Origin of the sequence: Curtobacterium sp. MCBD17_040, from assembly GCF_003234805.2 — a bacterium.
GTDB lineage: Bacteria > Actinomycetota > Actinomycetes > Actinomycetales > Microbacteriaceae > Curtobacterium.
Genome location: NZ_CP126273.1, coordinates 523,327 through 543,349 on the forward strand (window position 1 = coordinate 523,327; position 20,023 = coordinate 543,349).

Annotated in this window: 21 protein-coding genes; 17 read left to right on the forward strand and 4 right to left on the reverse strand. The window is 73.2% G+C overall.

Annotated features, from left to right (window positions below; all coding sequences use genetic code 11):
- The first annotated feature begins 58 nt into the window (after positions 1–58).
- From tatA to DEI94_RS02565, 13 genes are all read left to right on the forward strand, one after another.
- The gene (gene tatA, locus DEI94_RS02505; protein ID WP_349815161.1) at positions 59–412 is read left to right on the forward strand and encodes a twin-arginine translocase TatA/TatE family subunit; all 354 of its coding nucleotides are present in this window, start codon (positions 59–61) and stop codon (positions 410–412) included.
- Between the two features lie 176 nt (positions 413–588).
- A complete protein-coding gene (locus DEI94_RS02510) occupies positions 589–1,440 on the forward strand; it encodes an SDR family oxidoreductase (protein ID WP_111009668.1) in 852 nt (283 codons plus the stop codon).
- Complete coding sequence (locus tag DEI94_RS02515) at positions 1,437–2,930, forward strand: MFS transporter (RefSeq protein ID WP_111027552.1); 1,494 nt, start codon at positions 1,437–1,439, stop codon at positions 2,928–2,930. The genes DEI94_RS02510 and DEI94_RS02515 overlap by 4 nt, the downstream gene beginning before the upstream one ends.
- Positions 2,931–3,003: 73 nt before the next feature.
- Entirely contained in the window at positions 3,004–5,172 is a 2,169-nt protein-coding gene (locus DEI94_RS02520) for an ATP-dependent Clp protease ATP-binding subunit (protein ID WP_111027536.1), read from the forward strand.
- Between the two features lie 181 nt (positions 5,173–5,353).
- A complete protein-coding gene (locus DEI94_RS02525; protein WP_111009666.1) occupies positions 5,354–6,007 on the forward strand; it encodes a response regulator transcription factor in 654 nt (217 codons plus the stop codon).
- Between the two features lie 50 nt (positions 6,008–6,057).
- Entirely contained in the window at positions 6,058–7,266 is a 1,209-nt protein-coding gene (locus DEI94_RS02530; RefSeq protein WP_111027537.1) for a sensor histidine kinase, read from the forward strand.
- A 47-nt stretch (positions 7,267–7,313) separates the two neighbouring features.
- A complete protein-coding gene (locus tag DEI94_RS02535) occupies positions 7,314–7,847 on the forward strand; it encodes a hypothetical protein (protein WP_146244029.1) in 534 nt (177 codons plus the stop codon).
- Positions 7,848–7,915: 68 nt separating this feature from the next.
- Complete coding sequence (locus DEI94_RS02540; RefSeq protein ID WP_146244028.1) at positions 7,916–8,464, forward strand: hypothetical protein; 549 nt, start codon at positions 7,916–7,918, stop codon at positions 8,462–8,464.
- Between the two features lie 44 nt (positions 8,465–8,508).
- Positions 8,509–9,600 carry a peptidoglycan-binding protein gene (locus DEI94_RS02545; protein WP_111009662.1) on the forward strand — a complete coding sequence of 364 codons (1,092 nt, stop codon included), beginning with the start codon at positions 8,509–8,511 and terminating at the stop codon, positions 9,598–9,600.
- The gene (locus DEI94_RS02550) at positions 9,597–10,415 is read left to right on the forward strand and encodes an ABC transporter ATP-binding protein (protein WP_111027538.1); all 819 of its coding nucleotides are present in this window, start codon (positions 9,597–9,599) and stop codon (positions 10,413–10,415) included. The genes DEI94_RS02545 and DEI94_RS02550 overlap by 4 nt, the downstream gene beginning before the upstream one ends.
- Entirely contained in the window at positions 10,412–11,605 is a 1,194-nt protein-coding gene (locus tag DEI94_RS02555) for an ABC transporter permease (RefSeq protein ID WP_111009660.1), read from the forward strand. The genes DEI94_RS02550 and DEI94_RS02555 overlap by 4 nt, the downstream gene beginning before the upstream one ends.
- A 148-nt stretch (positions 11,606–11,753) precedes the next feature.
- A complete protein-coding gene (locus DEI94_RS02560) occupies positions 11,754–12,317 on the forward strand; it encodes a DUF2231 domain-containing protein (protein ID WP_111009659.1) in 564 nt (187 codons plus the stop codon).
- 217 nt (positions 12,318–12,534) lie between these two features.
- Entirely contained in the window at positions 12,535–13,200 is a 666-nt protein-coding gene (locus DEI94_RS02565; RefSeq protein ID WP_111012258.1) for a DedA family protein, read from the forward strand.
- Between the two features lie 153 nt (positions 13,201–13,353).
- Here the strand turns inward: DEI94_RS02565 and DEI94_RS02570 are convergent, their stop codons facing one another.
- On the reverse strand, positions 13,354–13,554 hold the full coding sequence (locus DEI94_RS02570; RefSeq protein WP_111009884.1) for a hypervirulence associated TUDOR domain-containing protein: 201 nt from the start codon (positions 13,552–13,554) through the stop codon (positions 13,354–13,356).
- Between the two features lie 176 nt (positions 13,555–13,730).
- Here DEI94_RS02570 and DEI94_RS02575 point away from each other — a divergent pair, with 176 nt between their 5' ends.
- Both DEI94_RS02575 and DEI94_RS02580 read left to right on the forward strand, forming a co-directional pair.
- A complete protein-coding gene (locus tag DEI94_RS02575; RefSeq protein ID WP_111027539.1) occupies positions 13,731–14,798 on the forward strand; it encodes a serine/threonine-protein kinase in 1,068 nt (355 codons plus the stop codon).
- Positions 14,799–15,004: 206 nt separating this feature from the next.
- Complete coding sequence (locus tag DEI94_RS02580) at positions 15,005–15,631, forward strand: phosphoribosylanthranilate isomerase (protein WP_111009656.1); 627 nt, start codon at positions 15,005–15,007, stop codon at positions 15,629–15,631.
- Positions 15,632–15,817: 186 nt separating this feature from the next.
- Here the strand turns inward: DEI94_RS02580 and DEI94_RS02585 are convergent, their stop codons facing one another.
- Positions 15,818–16,588: an HAD-IIB family hydrolase gene (locus DEI94_RS02585; RefSeq protein ID WP_111012419.1), complete on the reverse strand. Its 771-nt coding sequence runs from the start codon at positions 16,586–16,588 to the stop codon at positions 15,818–15,820.
- 101 nt (positions 16,589–16,689) lie between these two features.
- Here DEI94_RS02585 and DEI94_RS02590 point away from each other — a divergent pair, with 101 nt between their 5' ends.
- The gene (locus tag DEI94_RS02590) at positions 16,690–17,220 is read left to right on the forward strand and encodes a P-loop nucleotide/nucleoside kinase family protein (RefSeq protein ID WP_111027540.1); all 531 of its coding nucleotides are present in this window, start codon (positions 16,690–16,692) and stop codon (positions 17,218–17,220) included.
- Positions 17,221–17,346: 126 nt separating this feature from the next.
- Here DEI94_RS02590 and DEI94_RS02595 read toward each other — a convergent pair whose 3' ends face one another.
- Entirely contained in the window at positions 17,347–17,946 is a 600-nt protein-coding gene (locus tag DEI94_RS02595) for a nitroreductase family protein (protein ID WP_111009653.1), read from the reverse strand.
- Positions 17,947–18,068: 122 nt separating this feature from the next.
- Between DEI94_RS02595 and DEI94_RS02600 the strand changes: the two genes are divergently transcribed.
- Positions 18,069–18,989, forward strand: a complete 921-nt coding sequence (locus DEI94_RS02600) for an AEC family transporter (protein ID WP_111012261.1) — start codon at positions 18,069–18,071, stop codon at positions 18,987–18,989.
- Between the two features lie 65 nt (positions 18,990–19,054).
- On the opposite strand, the gene DEI94_RS02605 is transcribed toward DEI94_RS02600, so the two are convergent.
- The gene (locus DEI94_RS02605; RefSeq protein ID WP_111027541.1) at positions 19,055–19,891 is read right to left on the reverse strand and encodes an exodeoxyribonuclease III; all 837 of its coding nucleotides are present in this window, start codon (positions 19,889–19,891) and stop codon (positions 19,055–19,057) included.
- Between the last annotated feature and the right edge of the window lie 132 nt (positions 19,892–20,023).

Here is a 20,023-nt window from a genome sequence, read left to right on the forward strand (position 1 = left end):
CGAGCCTGTCCTGAGAGCATCCCGGTGCCACTGGGCTTCCGGGCGAGGCGGCGGTACCATGGAGCATCACGGACTCCCCCGGGGTCGCTTCGACGGCGATGCGCTCCCGACGAGTTCCAGACAAGGAGTGGACATCATGTTCCAGGGCCTCACCGGCATCCACCTGATCATCATCCTCGGCATCATCGTGCTGCTGTTCGGTGCGACGAAGCTGCCGGCCCTCGCCAAGGGTCTGGGGCAGTCGATCACCATCTTCAAGAAGGAGATGGAGACCAACCACGACGCTCCGACCACGACGACCACGACCACGACGGCGGCGCCGCAGGCCGGCACCGTGCAGCCGACCGTGCAGCAGGAGCCGGTCCTCAACCCGACCCCGTCGGTCCAGCCGCAGTCGGACCACCGCGTCTGAGACACCGCGTCCGGGTCGCCGCGCGCGGCCCGCTGCATGCCCCGCCGGCACCGCCGGAGGACTCCCAGCCCCGGGACCGAGACCGCCGCAGCCTCTGTGAGGCGCGGCGGTCTCGTCGTTCCCGGGGATAGCGTCGGTGGCGGTGCCCGACGCGTGGGCGCCGAGAGGAGGCCCCCATGGGCAAGGTGTGGTTCATCACGGGCACGTCCCGCGGACTCGGCCGTGAGTTCGCCCTCGCTGCCCTGGGGCGCGGTGACCGGGTCGCGGCGACGGCGCGCGACGCGGCGACGCTCGACGACGTGGTGGCCGCCTACGGCGACGCGGTCCTGCCGCTGACGCTCGACGTCACCGACCGCGCACAGGTCGACGACGCGGTCCGCCGCGCGCACGAACGCTTCGGACGCCTCGACGTGGTGGTCAACAACGCCGGGTACGGCCACTTCGGGTTCGTCGAGGAGCTCACCGACGCCGAGCTCCAGGACCAGCTCGACACGAACCTGTTCGGGGTGCTGCACGTGACGCAGGCGGTGCTCCCGATCCTGCGGGCGCAGGGCTCCGGTCACATCGTGCAGATCTCGACGATCGGCGGCATCGCGGCGTTCCCGATGATCGGGGCGTACCACGCGTCGAAGTGGGCGCTCGAGGGGCTGACCGAGGCCCTCGCCCAGGAGGTGCGCGGCTTCGGCGTCGACGTGACGCTCGTCGAGCCCGGCGGGTTCTCGACGGACTGGGCCGGGTCGAGCGCCCGGCACTCCGCGCCCCTGCCGGCGTACGACGGGCTCCGTGAGCAGGTCCTCGCGGGCCGGGCTGCCGCGAGTGCCGGCCGGGGTGACCCCACGGCGACCGGGGCGGCGTTGCTCCGTATCGTCGACGCCGACGACAAGCCCCTGCGGGTGCTGTTCGGGGAGCAGCCGACGCACCTCGTCAAGACGCTCTACGCAGACCGCCTGCGGACCTGGGTGGAGTGGGAGCCGGTGTCGCTCGCTGCGCAGGGCGGGACGCACGCCGGCGAGCCGGCCGCCGGATGACCGACGGGGCCGACGGATCCGGCGCCTCCGACGGATCCGGCGCGTCCGACGGATCCGGCGCGTCGGGCAGCGTCGACGCCGATCGGCCGGGAGGCCCGGCACCGCTCCACCGCGACCGTCGCGTCGTGCTCGTGGTCGCCGTCCTCGCCACGTTCGTCGTCGGCCTCGACAGCAGCGTCGTGAACGTCGCCCTGCCGTCGATCGGCCGGGAGCTCGGCGGTGGGATCGTCGTGCAGCAGTGGACGGTCGACGCCTACCTCGTGACCCTCGGGGCGCTCATCCTGGTCGCGGGCTCGGTGTCCGACCTCGTCGGGCGGGTCCGGGTCGTCACCTGGGGACTCGTCCTGTTCGGGCTCGCGTCGGTCGCGTGTGCGATCGCCCCGACGGGCGGCGTGCTCGTGGGCGCGCGGGCCGTGCAGGGCGTCGGGGGCGCGCTCGTGACGCCGAGTTCGCTCGCGCTCGTCATCGCCGCGTACCGGGGTGCGGCACGGGCCCGGGCGATCGGCACGTGGACGGCGTGGTCAAGCGCGTCGGTCATCGCCGGGCCCGTGATCGGTGGGGTCGTGGTGGACTCGATCGGCTGGCGCTGGGTGTTCGTCCTCACGGCGGCGCCGATCGCGGTGACGATCCCGCTCGTCCGTCGGGTCACCGGGGACGTGCGCGCGACGGACCGGCCCGCGATCGACGTCGTGGGTGCCGGCCTCGCCGTGCTCGGGGTGGGGGCGCTCGTCCTCGGTCTCATCGAGCAGGAGCGCCTCGGATGGGCGTCGCCGCTCGTGGTCGTCGCACTCGCCGTCGGGGTGGGGGCGCTCGCCGTGTTCGTGCCGTGGGAGCGCCGCGTGGCGGCCCCGTTGCTGCCCCTCGACCTGTTCCGTGCCCGGTCGTTCACGGTCGGGAACCTCACGACGCTCGCGGTCTACGGCGCGCTCGGCCTGTCCGGGTTCACGGTGACGCTGTTCCTGCAGGAGGTCTGGGGGCTCTCCGCCTGGTTGGCGGGCGTGGCGACCCTGCCCCCGACGCTCGTGCTGCTCGGGTTCTCCACGACGGTCGGGCGGTGGTCCGGCCGCACGGGGCCCCGGTGGTTCATGGCGGGCGGCCCGGTGCTCGCGGGGCTCGGCGTCCTGGTCATGCTCGGCGCCGGGGACCGCCCGCGGTACTTCGCGACCGTGTTCCCGGGCATGCTCCTCATGGGTGTCGGGTTGACCCTCATGGTGGCGCCGTTGACGAGCGCCGTGCTCGGGTCCGTCGCGGAGACGCGGGCGGGTGTCGGCTCGGCCGTGAACAACGCGGTCGCCCGGATCGCGAGCCTGGTGCTCGTGGCCCTGGCGGGGGTCGTGCTCGGCGCCGACGGCATGAGCGTGGGCGGCTTCCACCGCGCGGTCATCGTCATGGCCGCGTTGCTCGTGGCGGGCGGCACCGTGTCGGCGATCGGCATCAGGAACCCGCGCCGCGATCGCCCGACGCTGGCGGACGCGGTGCCGTCGGAGTAAACTTGAGTCAACAAGACTCAAGGTGCCGGAACCACCGCACCAGGACATCAGGACCACAGGAAAGGACGCCCCCATGGCCAACCTGCAGGGCGCTCCCGCGTCGCAAGAGCAGCAGAAGACCGCACTCGAGCAGTACGGCGTCGACCTCACGGCGATCGCGCGGAGCGGCAAGCTCGACCCGGTGATCGGACGCGACTCGGAGATCCGCCGGATCTCGCAGGTGCTCACGCGCCGGACCAAGAACAACCCCGTGCTCATCGGCGAGCCCGGCGTCGGCAAGACCGCCGTCGTCGAGGGGCTCGCGCAGCGCATCGTCGCCGGTGACGTCGCCGACAGCCTCAAGGACAAGCGGCTCGTCTCGCTCGACCTCGCCGCGCTCGTCGCCGGGGCCAAGTACCGCGGCGAGTTCGAGGAGCGCCTCAAGGCCGTCCTCAAGGAGATCGACGACTCCGACGGCCAGGTCATCACGTTCATCGACGAACTCCACACGCTCATGGGCGCCGGCGGGGGCGAGGGCTCCGTCGCCGCCGCGAACATGCTGAAGCCGATGCTCGCCCGCGGTGAGCTCCGCCTGATCGGGGCGACCACGCTCGACGAGTACCGCGAGTACATCGAGAAGGACGCCGCGCTCGAACGCCGGTTCCAGCAGGTGTACGTCGGTGAGCCGAGCGTCGAGGACACCGTCGCGATCCTCCGTGGGCTCAAGGAGCGCTACGAGGCGCACCACAAGGTCACGATCGCCGACTCCGCCCTCGTCGCCGCCGCGGCCCTGAGCGACCGCTACATCACCGGTCGGCAGCTGCCCGACAAGGCCATCGACCTCATCGACGAGGCCGCGTCGCGCCTCCGGATGGAGATCGACTCGAGCCCCGTCGAGATCGACGAGCTGAAGCGGAGCGTCGACCGCCTCATGCTCGAGGAGTTCGCGCTCAAGAAGGAGAAGGACGACGCCTCGAAGGACCGCCTCGAGAAGCTCCGCGCCGACCTCGTGGAGCGGCAGGAGCGCTTGACGGAGCTGCAGCAGCGCTGGGAGCTCGAGCGGGCCTCCCTGAACCGCGTCGGCGAACTGAAGACCCGGCTCGACGACCTCCGCATGCAGGCCGAGCGCGCCCAGCGCGAAGGCAACCTGGAGCGGGCCTCCCGGCTGCTCTACGGCGAGATCCCGGTGATCGAGCGGGAACTCGCGGAGGCCGAGCGCAACGAGCCGGCCGGTCCGCAGATGGTGAACGACCGTGTGACCGACGAGGACATCGCCGCCGTCATCGCCGCGTGGACCGGCATCCCCATGGGGCGGCTGCTCCAGGGCGAGACCGAGAAGCTCCTGCACCTCGAGACCGAACTCGGCAAGCGGATCATCGGTCAGCGCGAGGCCGTCACGGCCGTGTCCGAGGCCGTCCGGCGTTCCCGGGCGGGCATCTCCGACCCCGACCGCCCGACCGGGTCGTTCCTGTTCCTCGGCCCGACCGGCGTCGGCAAGACGGAGCTCGCGAAGGCGCTCGCCGACTTCCTGTTCGACGACGAGAAGGCCCTCGTCCGCATCGACATGAGCGAGTACGGCGAGAAGCACTCGGTCGCGCGACTCATCGGCGCCCCGCCCGGGTACGTCGGGTACGAGGCCGGCGGCCAGCTCACCGAGGCCGTCCGTCGCCGCCCGTACTCCGTGATCCTGCTCGACGAGGTCGAGAAGGCGCACGCCGAGGTCTTCGACGTCCTGCTCCAGGTGCTCGACGACGGCCGTCTGACCGATGGTCAGGGCCGCACGGTGGACTTCCGGAACACGATCCTCGTGCTCACGTCGAACCTCGGGTCGCAGTTCCTGACCGACCCGTTGCTCGGTGCCGCGGAGCGCGAGGAGTCCGTGCGCGCCATGGTGCAGCAGGCCTTCCGCCCGGAGTTCGTCAACCGCCTCGACGACATCGTCGTGTTCCAGGCGCTGACGACCGACGACCTCGGTCAGATCGTGTCGCTCTCGGTCGACCGGCTCGCGACGCGGCTCACGGACCGTCGGCTCGAGCTCGCGGTCACGCCCTCGGCCCGGACCTGGCTGGCGGAGCGCGGGTACGACCCGGTGTACGGCGCGCGGCCGCTGCGTCGCCTCATGCAGCGGCAGATCGACGACCAGCTCGCCCGGGCACTGCTGGCGGGCGACGTCCGCGACGGCGACACCGTCCGCGTCGACGTCGCCGACGACGGCGAGTCGCTGACGGTCGAGCCGTTCGTGGTGCCGGAGTTCGTCGAGTAGCGCTCGGCGGGACGGACGGGAGGCGCGGGGTGCGGAGGACGCACGCCGCGCCTCCCGTCCGTGGTGCGGGTGACCGACGCCGTGCCTCCGGCGATCCGGCGGGTGAGACATCGCGTGGGCAGCGCCATGTCGTGTACGCGGAAGGTGCGGATCCCGGACCCGGGGCCCTACCCTCCACGGGATGCGGGTGCTGGTGGTGGATGACGAGCAGTCCCTCGCCGAGTTGATCGCCCGTGGGTTGGAACGGCAGGGGATGACCGTCGACGTGGTGTTCCGCGGCGACGAGGCGGACGAACTCCTGGCGGTGAACGACTACGACGTCGTCGTCCTGGACCGTGACCTGCCCGGGCTCCACGGCGACGAGGTCGCTCGTCGGTGCACCGCCCGTGGTGGGTGCACGCGGGTGCTCATGCTGACCGCCGCGACGACCCTGGCGGACCGCGTGGCCGGGCTCGAGCTCGGCGCCGACGACTACCTGCCCAAGCCCTTCGAGTACCCGGAGCTCGTCGCGCGGGTGCGGGCACTCGGCCGCCGGAGCGCCCCCGCTGCCCCGCCGGTGCTCGGGCACGACGGGATCGTGCTCGACACGAACCGGCTCATGGCCACCCGCGACGGGCGCCCGCTCGACCTGACGCCCAAGGAGTTCGGGCTGCTCGAGGTCCTCCTCCGGGCCGACGGCCGGTTGGTGAGCGCGGAGGAGCTGCTCGAGAAGGTGTGGGACGTCAACGTCGACCCGTTCACGTCCGCCGTGCGCGTGACGATGTCGAAGCTCCGCCGCAAGCTCGGTGAGCCCGATCCGATCAGGACGGTGCCGGGCAAGGGGTACGCGCTGTGACGACCGGGTCGGGGCGCGCCGACGGGTCGCGCCCGGGTCGAGGACCGCGGATGCGGTGGAGCATCCACACGCGCACCGCGGTGGCGTTCGGCGGCCTGTCGATGGTGCTCGCCGCGGCGGTCCTGGTGTTCGTGAACCTCATGACGCAGCGCGGGATCGTGACGGTGCTCGAACTCGACGACGGCGGAGCGTGTCCCCGCGCCGACGTCGCGGGGTGCGGCACGAGCGCGAGCCCGGTGTGGACCGTCCCCGAGGCGACCGCGTCGGCGCGCGCGGCGCTGCCGGGTGCGCCCCCTCCGGAGGGGCACACCGGCCCGAGCGGGTCCGTCGCCGGCGTCGCCCGTGTCGGGCAGCTGGTGGCGTCGCAGCAGTGGCTGTGGTCGGCGGTCGGCATCGGGACGGCCGGCCTGGTCGCCGCCGGTGCCGGCTGGCTGGTCGCCCGGGCCGTGCTCCGTCCGATCGGTGTGATCCGCGCGACCGCGGAGCGGATCTCGGCGACGACCCTGCACGAACGCATCGACCTCGGCGGCCCCGACGACGAGGTCCGACGGCTCGCGGACACGATCGACGCGTTGTTCGGACGGCTCGAGCAGGCGTTCGAGGGGCAACGCCGCTTCGTCGCCCAGGCCTCCCACGAGCTGCGGACGCCGCTCGCCCTGCAACGGGCCGCGATCCAGATCGGGCTCGAGGACGACGCCGACCCCGACACGATCCGCGCCGTCCGCCAGGAGCTCCTCGACGCGAACCGGCGGAACGAACAGTTGGTCGAGGGCCTGCTCGACCTGGCGGAGGCGGAACGGGGTGTCACCGGCCGGGCCCAGGAGGTCGACCTCGCGGACGTCGTCGAGGGCGCCGCGGCCGCGTCCCGGACTCGTGCGCGGTCCGCGGGCCTGGACCTCCACGTCCAGCCGGGCGACGGCCTCCGGGTGGCGGGCGATCCGGTGCTCGTCCGGCACCTCGTCGAGAACCTCGTCGACAACGCGCTCGAGTACAACCGACCGGACGGGTTCGTGCGCATCGAGGTGACCCACGACGGGCTCGTCGTCGAGAACAGCGGGCCACTCGTGTCACCGGAGACCGCCCGCACCCTGACCGAGCCGTTCACGCGCGCGGAGCAGCAACACCCGGGCCGTCGACACAGCGGCATCGGGTTGTCGGTCGTCGACGCCGTCGTGCGGGCGCACGGGTGGCGCCTGGCGATCACGCCCCGGTCGGCGGGCGGCCTGGTGGTCCGCGTCCACGGTGTTTCGCCCGTGTGACCGTCGACCGGACGCCCGCGAAACGGCCCGCCCGCTGGACTGTCCGCATGGAACGAACCAGTGACACCGACCGGCCGCGGAGGAGGCCCGGTGCGGCGCTCCTCCTGTCCTCCACGATGGCGCTCGCGGTGAGCGTCGTCCTGTCCGGGTGCTCCGACGCGCCCGGATCCTCGTCCTCGCGCGGGGGCTCCAGCTCCGTCGGCGCCGCCGCGTGGGGCTCCTGCATGCGGGACGCGGGGTTCGACATCGAGGACCCGTCCGAGGCGGAGTGGTCCTCCGGAGTCGTCCGTGCTCCGTCCGGCGCGGACGGTGACGCGTTCCAGCGCGCCTCCGCGAGCTGCCGGGGGGACGACGCGCCCAGGGCCTCCGACGAGCAGAAGGCCATCTGGGACCAGGAGCTCCGCGACTTCTCGGCGTGCATGCGGGAGCACGGCCTCGACGACTTCCCGGAGCCGGAGCCGGAATCGGGGCTCGACTACGGCAAGTACGCCGAGGAACCGCTGCGCGACTCACCGACCGTCACGCAGGCCGACGAGGAGTGCAGCGATCGGTACCTCGCCGACTGGGGGACGACCGGATGACCCGGGAGACGCCGTTCACCGAACCGGGTCGCCGGGAGGCGGCGACCACGACGCACAGGAGGACCACCATGACCATGACCACGACCACGAGGTCGCTCCGCGATGACGGACGGCGCTCCGGACTCGGCGGGTCGGTACCGACCCACGGGGTCCGGGTGACGCTCGCCGTCGTCCTCGCCCTGCTCAGCGTGACCGGCGCGACCGGCTGCGCGGCTGGGAGCGGGCGGGACGAGGCGGGCCGCACCCGCTCGTCGGCACCGAGCACGGACGCGAACGCGTTCTCGGCGTGCATGCGGGACCGGGGGATCCCGATGGAGGACAGCGACCCGACGCAGGGGGGCGAACGTGCAGCGGTACCGGAAGGCGTCGACCCCGACGCCTACCAGCGTGCACTCGTGTCGTGCGCGGAGGAACGCGCCGGTGGTGCCGAGCCCGCGGAGGCGGTGGACGCCGATCCCGAGGTGTCCCGGTGCATGCGCGAGCACGGGATCACCGATTACCCCGACCCCGTGCACGGCCAGGTGGACTACGACCCCGGTGACCCGCCCTCGAGCGCGTTCCTCGCGGCCGAGGAGACGTGCTGGAAGCAGGTCCACGGCGCGGAGATCGCGAAGTGAGCCGCCGCGTACGGCCGGCGCGACGACCCACGCGGCCCACGCGGGTGCGCCGCGGGACGGCGGTCACCGTCGGCGCCGCGGTCGTGGTGGTGGTCGCGAGCGCCACGGTCGCGGTGACGACCGTCGTGCCCGAGGACGATCGCGCGGTCGCCGCGCCCGGCAAGGCCGCGTCCGCGAGCGCGACCCCGTCCTCCGGGGGCGGAGCCCCGAAGCGCACCGCGGACGGACGCCCCACGGCACCCGTCGTCCGGGGCGACCTCACGGAACGCCGCACGTTCGCGGGCACGCTCGGCCACGGGACGCCGAAGGACCTGCTCGGGTCCGGGAGCGGCACCCTGACCGGCCTGCCCGACTACGGACAGGTCGTGCACCGGGACGAGGCGCTGTACTGGCGCGACGAACGGCCGGTCCGGGCGATGCACGGCGCGGTCCCACTGTGGCGTCCGCTCGAACGGGGCCTGCGCGGCACCGACGTGGCGCAGCTCAACCGGAACCTCGCTGCCCTCGGGTACGACGTCGCGCAGGACGACCGCTTCGGCACTCGGACGGCCGCGGCGGTGCGTCAGTGGCAGCGGGACCGCGGGTTCGCGGTGACCGGACGGCTCACGGCGGACGACATCGCCTTCGTGGACGGGGACGTGCGCGTCGCCGAGCCGAAGGCCACGGTCGGTTCCCCGGCGAGTGGACCGCTCTACGGGTACACGAGCACCACCCGCACCGTGACGGTCCCGATCGACGAACTCGCGGCCGGCTCGTTCCCGGTCGGGTCCACCGTCTCGGTCGGCTTCTCCGGATCGACCGAGCACGTCGACGGCACGGTGCGCTCGGTGGGCGCGGACCCGTCGTCGGACGACGGCGGCCTGGTCGTCGAGATCGACCTCCGTGCCGCGGTCCCGTCGGGCGTGGCCGAGGCGGCTGGCGTGGACGTCCAGGTGGAGGGCGAGACGCGGAAGGGGGTGCTCTCGGTCCCGGTCGGGGCACTGCTGGCCGCGCGCGGCGACGGGTACGCCGTGGATCGCGTCCGGGCGTCGGGCGAGACCGAGCGGGTACCGGTCGAGGTCGGGTTCGCGGCCGACGGGCGCGTCGAGGTCAGCGGCGGGGTCCACGAGGGCGACCGGGTGGTGGTGCCGTCATGACCGCGGTCGCGACCGTCCCCCGGCGGACGACGGCGCCGGACGACCCGGAGGGCCGCGTCCTGGTCCTCGAGGGCGTCACGAAGCGGTACGGCGAGGTCGAGGCCCTGCGCGGGATCGACCTGCGGGTGTCGGCGGGCGAACTCGTCGCGGTCGTCGGGCCGAGTGGCTCCGGCAAGTCGACGATGCTCAACGTCATCGGCACCCTCGACCTGCCGACCGAGGGCCGGGTCGTCATCGCCGGGCACGACGTCGGCACGATGTCCGACGACGCGGTGTCGCGGCTCCGCGCGGACCACATCGGGTTCGTGTTCCAGCACTTCCACCTGGCGCAGGGCGCCACCGCCGTCGAGAACGTCGCCGACGGCCTGCTCTACACGGGCACCGGCCGCCGCGAGCGCACCGAACGGGCCGCGGACGCGCTCCGCAGGGTCGGGCTCGGACACCGGCTCGACCACCGTCCGCACGAACTCTCCGGCGGCGAGAAGCAGCGCGTCGCGATCGCCCGGGCCATCGTGGGCGACCCCACCGTGCTCCTCGCCGACGAGCCGACGGGCGCGCTCGACACCGCGTCGGGCGCAGCGGTGCTCGACCTGCTCCGTGAACTCAACGCGGGGGGCACCACGGTGCTCGTGATCACCCACGACCTCGAGCTCGCGGCCTCGTTGCCCCGGCAGGTGCGCATGCGCGACGGCCGGATCGCGGACGAGACCCACGGCGGAGGCGACGGGCACGACGGACGCGGTGGGCGCGTCGACGCCACGACGCTCGCCGACGCGATCCGGGCAGCGGGCACGGGGACGGAGGCGCGGGCATGACCGCGACCGGCCATGTCCACGCCGGCGACCTGGTGCGGCTCGGACTGTTCGGGCTGCGGACCCGTCCCACCCGGGTCGTCCTCTCGGCGCTCGGCATCGCGATCGGCATCGCCGCGATGGTCGCGGTGGTCGGCATCTCGAGCTCGAGCAAGGCGAAGCTCGACGCCCTGCTCGACGCGCTCGGGACGAACGTGCTCGCGGCACAGCAGGCCACCGGCTTCGGCGAGCCGGAACCGCTCCCCGTCGACGGGGTGTCGACGGCCGTCCGACAGTCCGACGTCCTCGACGCCGCCGGTGTCGGGCGGGTCGAGGACGGACGCGTCTACCGGAGCGCCCGGGTCCCCGCGCTCGAGTCGAAGGGCATCGGCCTCGTGGCCGCGTTCGGCGACGTCCCACGCGTGCTCGCCGGTCGGTTCGCCGCGGGGCACTGGCTCGTCGGCGCGGACGACGCATCCGCGCCGGAGCAGGCGGTCCTGGGCGCGGAAGCGGCGAAGCGCCTGGGGATCGACCGGGTCACGGACGACACCGCGATCTGGACGGACGGACATCGGCTGGCGGTCGTCGGGATCCTCGAGCCACTCGCCCTCGCGCCGCAGCTCGACACGCAGGTGTTCATCCCGCGCTCCACGGCCGCAGGGATGGGGTTCGACGGGCATCCGACGCAGATCCTCACGCGGGTGGACCCGGACGCGGTCGCCGAGGCCCGCGAACGGTTGCCCCGGTCGATCAGTCCCCTCCACCCGAAGGACGTCGCCGTGACCCGGCCCTCCGACGCGCTCGCCGCGAAGAACGCGTCGCAGGACTCGTTCACCGGCCTGCTCGTCGGTATCGGCGGTGTCGCGCTGCTCGTCGGCGGCATCGGCGTGGCGAACACCATGGTCATCACGGTGCTCGAGCGCCGAGCCGAGGTCGGGGTCCGCCGGTCGCTCGGGGCACGCCGACGGGACATCCGCGACCAGTTCCTCGTCGAGTCGCTGCTCCTGTCGCTCCTCGGCGGCGTGGCCGGCGTCACGATCGGGGTCGCCGTGACGGTCGGGTTCGCGCTCGCCCAGGGGTGGCCGGTCGCGATCCCGGCGTGGGCGGTCCTCGGCGGGGTCGGGGCGACCGTCCTCATCGGCGGCGTCTCGGGCATCTACCCAGCCGCGCGGGCGGCACGGATCCCGCCGACGTCGGCGCTCGCGGCCGCATGACCCGGGACGGACGGGAGGCGCGGCACCGGACGGTCGCCGCGCCTCCCGTCCCCGGGTTCCTGCGTACCGGCCGGGAGGTCCGGGACCGACCCGAGCGGGCCTCCCGTCCGCCGACTACGGTCTGGGACAGCCGATCCGAGGGAGCGTCATGCGGGAGATCCGTGCACTGCAGAGTCTGACCAGCGCGATCGAGCACGCGAGCGTGCTCGACAAGCTCATCGACGTCGACGTGAAGGCCGTCAAGGCCCTCGTCCAGCCCGACGCCCTGAAGCAGCTGCTGCACGGCGTGCCGTTCGGGCACCCGCTGCACCCGCTCATGGTCCAGGTACCCCTCGGCGCGTGGCTGTCCTCGGCCCTGCTCGACCTGCTGCCGGGGACGCACCGGTCGTCCCGAACGCTCGTCGGCGTCGGCGTGGTGTCGGCCGGCGTCGCGACCACGGCCGGGCTCACCGACTGGTCGGAGCTCGATCGCGAGCAGCAGCGCACGGGGTACGTGCACGCCGTGGTGAACGGCACCGCGATGACGCTCTACGGGCTGTCGTGGTGGCAGCGGAAGCGCGGGAACCACCTGCGGGGCAAGGTCCTCGGCATGCTCGGACTCGTGGTCGTGTCCGGCGGCGGCTACCTCGGTGGGCACCTGTCCTACCGCCAGCGCGCGGGCGTGAGCGACCACGGCGAGGTGCCGTTCGAGCGTCCTCCCGTCGGCGCCTGAGACCGACGCCGGGTGCCACCGGCGGGACTGGTCGCACACGGCCGGACGCGGTAGTGTCCGGGGGTCTCCGGCGTCAGGGGTGGCGCCGGGGTGGAGATGCCGGGGTGGCATCGGCGGGAGGCGGGCGTCCGACTGGGCGCCGCCTCCCGTTCCCACTCCGAGGGGGTGCCCGGCCACAGGGCACCGCGTGTCCAGGCGCCGTCGGTACCGTGCGGGCATGACGATGACCGCCACCGCCCGCACCGACGGTCCGAGCGGGGTCGGCGGCCTCACGGGGTTCGTGCTCGAGGTGGTCGACCGCCTGGGCGAGTGGGGCGTCGGACTCCTGCTGTTCGCGGAGACCGTGTTCCCGCCGATCCCGAGCGAGGTCATCCTGCCCCTCGCCGGGTTCCTCGCCGGCGCGGGAGCGATGGACCTGGCGCTCGTCCTCGTCGCGGCGACCATCGGCTCGTGGCTCGGGGCGCTCGCCCTCTACGCGCTCGGGGCCCGGGTCGGACTCGAGCGCTCGATCGGGTGGGCGGCGCGGTTGCCGCTCGTCGACGAGGACGACCTGCGTCGCGCCGCGCACTGGTTCGACCGGCACGGAGCGGCGGCGGTGTTCCTCGGGCGGCTCGTGCCCGGCGTGCGGAGCCTCGTCTCGCTGCCGGCCGGTGCCGGGCGGATGCACCTCGTGACGTTCTCGGTGTGCACCGTGCTCGGCAGCGTCGTGTGGAACACGGCGCTCGTCCTCGCGGGTGCGGCGCTCGGCTCGCGGTGGGAGCTGCTCGAGGGCTGGTCGGCGTGGATCGACCGCGGTGTGTACGCCGCGCTCGTGGCCGTCGTCGCCGTGTTCGTCGTGCGGCGCGTCCGGCGTCGTGGGCGGGAGCGCCGGCAGCGGGGCTGAGCCCCTCGAGCCCGACTGCGCGGCTCGTCGTGCGCGCTCGTCGTGCGCGGGTCGTGCGCGCGCGGACGACAACTGCGCTCGCGCCAGCACGCGCAGTTGTCGTCGACACGCGCAGGTGCCGCCGGGATCACCGGTACGGCCGGGGAACTGCCCTCAGGACCGGAGCGCCGACTCCTTGTGCGCGGCCTTCTTGCCGGACTTGGCCGACTCGACGATCCAGTACGGGTCGTCGTCGGTGGGCTTGAAGTCCTGCCCGTCGAACGTGAAGTCCTTCGTCTTCTTCTCGCGCGCGGTGCCGGTCGTCTCGCCCTGCGAGGTGTTCCAGTGCACCTCGTCGCCCTCGTGGATCGCCATGCGCTGGACCGTACCCGGCGACCTGCGAGGACGTGCAGCGCTCGCGGTACATCCACCGGTCACAAGTGGATAACACGGCATGCGCGCCGGAGGTGCACGCGTAGCGTGGACGGTGCATCGCCCACCCAGCGACGCGCTGCGCACCCCCGGCGCCCCGAGAGGATCGACGAACCCGAATGAGTCTGGTCTCCAGCACGGTGACGGCCGACACCGTCCTCGCCGGGCGATACCGGCTGACGGAGGTGATCGGCACCGGCGGCATGGGGACCGTGTACCGCGCCCGTGACGAGCACACCTACCGCGACGTCGCCATCAAGCTGTTCGCGACGCCCCAGTCGATGACGCACGCGGACCGGGTCCGCCAGGAGCGCGAGATCCGGCTGCTGAGCATGTTGAGCCACCCCGGACTCATCCCGCTGTACGACGCCGGGACCCACGAACTCGTCGACGGGCCCCACCGGTTCATCGTCATGGAGCTCATCTCCGACCCGACGCTCCTGCGCCGCCTCGCCGACGGACCCCTGCACAACTACGAGGTCGCCTCGCTCGGGGCGCAGCTCGCCGACGCCCTGGCGTACGTGCACGCCCGCGGCATCGTGCACCGGGACGTCAAGCCGGCGAACATCCTCATCAACGACGAGGGCTCCGCCGGGTTCGCCCGCACCGTCAAGCTCACCGACTTCGGCGTCGCCCACTTCGTCGACGGCTCCCGCCTGACCGGCGACGGCACGATCATCGGTACCGCCGCGTACCTCAGCCCCGAGCAGGTCGCGGGCGAGTCCATCACGTTCGCGACCGACGTGTACTCCCTCGGCCTGGTGCTCCTCGAGGCCCTCACCGGCAAGCAGGAGTACTCGGGCACGGTCATCGAGGCCGCCCTCGCCCGGTTGCAGCACGACCCCGAGATCCCCGAGACGGTCGGCAGCGAGTGGCGTGACCTCCTCGTGGCGATGACGTCGCGTGAACCCGAGGAGCGGCCGAGCGCCGTCACCGTCGCCCGCGTCCTGCGTGGAGGCGCGTCCCGCGTCACGGGACCGGTCCCGCTCGGCCGGACCCGGTCCTCCCGTTCGTCGCACCGTGCCGAGCACCGGCTGCACCGCGCCGCACACCGGCACACCCGCCGGGGCACGTTCGACGCGGTGCGGCGGTGGCGCCGCCGGAACACGATCGTCGGCAGCCTGGCCGGCATCGGCGTGGTCGCGGCCTGTTTCGGGTCGTACCTGCTCGGCGCTGCCGTGCACTAGACGACGCCGAGGGTGCACGGGCACGCCGGGTGCTTTCGCCGAGGGTGCACCACGCGCCGCTTCCTCTGAACCCGAGCGACGCGTCGTGCGCTCTCGCCCGGCGGGGTCGGCACGGGTCGAGCACCGAGGGTCACGGGAAACGCCCGGGGCGACGCCGACGGACCCGCGGCCGTGACAGCGCAGGTGCGGTCGGGCAGGATCGGAGCATGACCACCGACGCCCTCTGGATCAAGATCTGCGGACTGTCGACCCCCGAGACGGTGGACGCCGCGATCGACGCCGGAGCCGATGCGCTCGGCTTCGTGTTCGCGGCGGGGAGCCCCCGCACGGTCACGGCCGACCAGGCGAAGGAACTCGTCGAGCGGGTGCCGGAGGGCATCGACGCGGTCGGGGTGTTCCGCGACCAGGAGATCGACGAGATCGTCGGGGTCGCCTCGGCGGTGGGGCTCACGACGCTCCAGCTCCACGGCGACGAGACCCCGTCGGACTTCGCGCGCGCACGCGACGCCGGGTTCTTCACGATCCGGGCGGTGGCGGCCCAGGACTACCTCCGCGAGACGCCCGAGCAGCGCGCCGCGTACGACCACGACCTGCTCCTGCTCGACGCAGCGGAACCCGGGGCCGGCAAGCTCGTCGACCCGAGCACGATCGCCGGACGCGTCGACGAGGCCTGGATCCTCGCGGGTGGACTCACGCCGGCGAACGTCCGCGCCGCCGTGCAGCTGTTGGACCCGGACGGCGTGGACGTGTCGAGCGGCGTCGAGTCCTCGCGCGGCGTCAAGGACCCGGCGCGCATCCGGGCGTTCGTCGAGGCCGTCCGCAGCATCGCCTGACCCGCCGCGGAGGCGAGGGGCGGGCCGCGGTGTCGCGGGCGCGCGCCGACGACGAGCGGGCGCGCGCCGACGACAACTGCGCCGTCGTCTGCAGGCGCACTCGTCGTCCAAGCGCGCACCTGCGGGGCCGGACAGGAGGGACGGGGCCGGGCCGGGCCTCCCGGTCAGCGCATGCGCGGGCCGGCGTCAGACGACGGGCGCCCGGAAGCGGGGGATGAGCTCGTCGAGGTAGTCGGCGGTGTCCGGCCAGCCCGTGACCGCGTGGCAGGGGACGCCGAGCGCCTTGACGGGGTAGTCGTTGCCCTCCGGGTCGAGGCGGTCGCCGACGAACAGCATGTCGTCGAGCGCGATGCCCGTGATCTGCGCGAGTTTCGTCATCCCGTACGCCTTGTCGATGCCCTTGCGGGTGATGTCGATCGACGTGGAGCCGCCCGAGCGGACCTCGAGGTCGGGGAGCTGCGCCTGCACGAGCCGCTTGAGGTGGTCCTTCTTGCTGCCGTCGGGGTCCCACGCCTTCTTCGCGTCGACCGGAGCGGCCTGTCCCAGCGCCGAGAACGTGATCTGCGAGCCGCGGTCCTCGATGATCGGCCCCCAGGTCTCGGTCTCCCACAGGCCGGCCTGCTTCGCCTGGTCCTCGACGGCGGCGATCGCTCGGGTGCGCTCGTCCTCGGTCAGGTCCTCGGCGTACTCCAGGTGCCAGTCGGCGTCGAGCCAGCGGTAGTAGCGGGTACCGCAGGTCGGCATGAGGTGCAGGTCGTCGAGGCGGAGGCCGTCACGGGCCCGGAGCGGGGCGACGAGCTGCTGGTCGAACTGGGCGAACTGGCCGCCGGAGATGACGGCGACGGGCACGGCGTCGAGCAGGCGGGCGAAGGTGTCGAGCATGCGGGGGTCGAGCGGGGACTTCGACGGGGCGAGGGTGTCGTCGAGGTCGAAGGCGACGAGACGGGGTACGGGCATGGCGACCATCCTGGCAGAGGCGCCGGGGCGGCAGGAGGGTCCGCGGGGACGAGGCCGGCCGCGCTGGCCAGGGGTCTCCCGAGCGTCGGTAGGGTGAGCGCGTGCTCATCGTCCTGGCGGGGCTGCCCGGTGTCGGCAAGTCGACGTTCGCCGCGGCGCTCGCGACCCGGGTCGACGCGGTCGTGCTCGCCGTCGACCTCGTCGAGGACGCACTGCTCGCGGCCGGGCTGCCTGCCGGGTCCACCACGGGTGTCGCCGCCTACGGTGTGGTGGAACGCGTCGCGGAGGCGCAGCTCGCCGTGGGACGATCGGTCGTCGTCGACGCCGTGAACGACGACCCGCGCGCTCGCGAGCAGTGGATCGGGCTCGCCGAACGGTCGGGCGCCGAGACGCACTGGTTCGAGCTCCGGCTCGCGGACCCGGACCGGCACCGCGCCCGTCTGGAGGGCCGGGGTCAGCGCTTCACGCGCCTCCCGGAGCCGGGTTGGGACACCCTGGCGCCGCGTGCGGACGCCCTCGACGGATGGGCGGCGGAGCGCTGGGCGGCGGAGCGCACGGTGCTCGACGCGGCGGAGCCGGTCGAGGCCCTGGTGGCCGCGGCGCTCAGGGCCGTGCGGCCGCCGCGCCCCTGACGGGGCGCTGCCCGCCCTTGCCGGGGCGCGTCCCGCCCACCCCCTCGCCGAGATCGCAGAAGATGCCGCTCTGACAGGGGTCGAAGCGGCATCTTCTGCGATCTCGGCGGAACAGGGGCCCCGGGGTCAGTCGCGCGCGAGCACCAGCTCGTCGAGGGGCAGGCGCGTGCGGGGCGCGAGTTCGCGGGCGGCGGCCTGCTCGTCGAGCTGCGACGGGTCGGCGACCGTCCCGATCGCGGTCACGGTGACGGGCACGAAGCGCTCGGGCAACGCGAACGCGGTGCGGAGACCGTCGACGTCGATGCCGCCGAGCTGGTGCACGTGCAGCCCCTCGGCGTGCGCTTGGACGGCGAGCGCGGCGATCGCCTGACCGAGGTCGTACTCCGCCCAGCGGCGGGGCTGACCGTCCTCGTCAGCGGTCTCGGCGATCGCGACGACGAGGGCGCTCGCGCGGTGCGCCCACGCCTGGTTGAAGCCCATGAGGTGCTCCATGATCACGTCGAAGGTCGGGGTGCCGCGGCGGCCCACCACGAACCGGCGGGGCTGGGTGTTCGACGCGGACGGGGCCCAGCGCGCGGCCTCGAGCAGCGTGGTCACGGTGTCGTCGTCGATCGTCGCCGTCTCGTCGAACGAGCGGGGGCTCCAGCGCTCCTCGAGCAGCGGCACGAGCGGGCGGCTGGAGTCGGTGGAACGGGTCAGCGTGGTGGTGTCGGACGTTGCGGTCATGGTGCCTCCCAACGGTGTTCCATGCGAACGTATTCCCACGGGTGTCGTCGACTCCGACCGGCGCCCGATGTCGGATCAGACGGCCGTCCCTCCGCCGATGCGCTCGATGCCAGGATGGACCCGTGAGCGGAGTGCTGATCGGGTTCGCGATCATCGGCGCCGTGATCGCCACGGGGTACCTCGTCGGACGGCTCGGGGTCCTCGGCCCGCACGCGCAGTTCGTCATGAGTCGGCTCGTGTTCTTCGTCCTGACCCCGTGCCTGCTGTTCCACACGATCGCGACGGCGGACATCCACGTGCTGCTGTCCGAGATGCTCGTGGTGTCGCTCGTGACCGCGCTCGTCGTCGCGCTCGGGACCGCCGCCGTGTTCCGGTTCGTGCTGCGCCGCGACCTCGCCCAGACCACGGTCGGGGCGCTCGCCGCCGGGTACGTCAACTCGAACAACATCGGCCTGCCCGTCGCCGTCTACGTGCTCGGCCATCCGGCGTACGTGGTGCCGGTCATCCTGCTGCAGCTCGTCGTGCTCGCGCCGATCGCGCTGACGATCCTCGACACGGCGACGTCCTCGGGCGGGGGCCTGCGGCGGCGGATCCTCGGACCGGTGAGCAACCCGCTCATCATCGCGTCCCTCCTCGGCCTGGTCGTGTCGCTGACCGGCGTGCGGATCCCCGACCCGGTGATGGAGCCGTTCTCGCTCGTCGGCGCGGCCGCGGTACCCGTCGTCCTGCTGTCGTTCGGGATGAGCCTGCACGGCAACGCGCCCTTCCGTGACCCGGACACCCGGGTGGACGTGGTCGTGGCGAGCGCGCTCAAGCTGTTCGTGATGCCGGTGCTCGCCTACGTCATCGCGCGCTTCGTGTTCCACGTGTCGCACGAGCACCTGTTCGTCCTGACGGTGCTCGCCGGGTTGCCGACGGCGCAGAACGTCTTCAACTACGCGCAGCGGTACGACGCGGCCGTGCCCGTCGCGCGGGACGTCGTGCTCGTGTCGACGATCGGCGCGGTGCCCGTCCTCGTCGTCGTGGCGGCGCTGCTGCACTGACGCCACCGCCGGCCGGGAGGCGCGGGACCGGCCCGCCCCGGCCCTCCCGTCCGGCGGATGCCGCGTCAGAAGATCATCGGGCGGTCGTCGTCGAGGCTCGTGTCGAGGTCGAGGTCGACGCTCACCGGCACGTGGTCGCTCGGGGCGTCGCCCTTGCGCTCGTTGCGGTGGATGGCGGCTGCCGTGACGACCTCGGCGAATGCGGGGGACCCCATGACGAAGTCGATGCGCATGCCCTCGTTCCGCGGGAACCGCAGCTGCTTGTAGTCCCAGTAGGTGTACCCGGTGGGCACGAGCGGCCGGACGACGTCGGTCAGCCCGATGCCCTCGAACGCGCGGAACGCGGCCCGCTCCGGCTCGGACACGTGCGTGTGGCCCTCGAACAGCGCGCGGTCCCAGACGTCCTCGTCGAAGGGGGCGACGTTCCAGTCGCCCATGAGCGCGAGCGGCTGGTCCGGAGCGGCGGCGATCCACTCCTCGGTGCGGGCCGCCAGCCGCGCGAGCCAGTCGAGCTTGTACGTGTAGTGGGGGTCGCCGACCGCGCGGCCGTTCGGCACGTACAGGCTCCACAGCCGCACGCCGTCGACCGTCACACCCATCGCGCGGGCCTCCACGGGGACGTCGTCGCCCTCGTGCCCCTTGAGGAACCCGGGCTGCGTCGGGAAGTCGCGCGTCACGTCCTCCATCGGCAGCCGGCTGGCGAACGCGACGCCGTTCCACTGGTTCAGGCCGTGGGCCTCGACGGTGTAGCCCGCGGCCTCGAACAGGTCGACCGGGAACTGCTCGGGCTTGCACTTGATCTCCTGCATGCCGAGCACGTCGACGTCCTCACGCACGAGCCAGTCGACCACACGGGAGGCGCGGGATCGGATCGAGTTGACGTTCCACGAGGCGACACGCATGGTGACGAACCTACCGGCCGCCCCCGACGCCCGGCGGTCCCTGGGGGTCTCCCGACCGGGGCGGTCGGCCCCGCACGGCAGGGTGTTGGTTGGACGGCAGACCCGGCGCCCGCGGCGCACGGTCGCAGGACC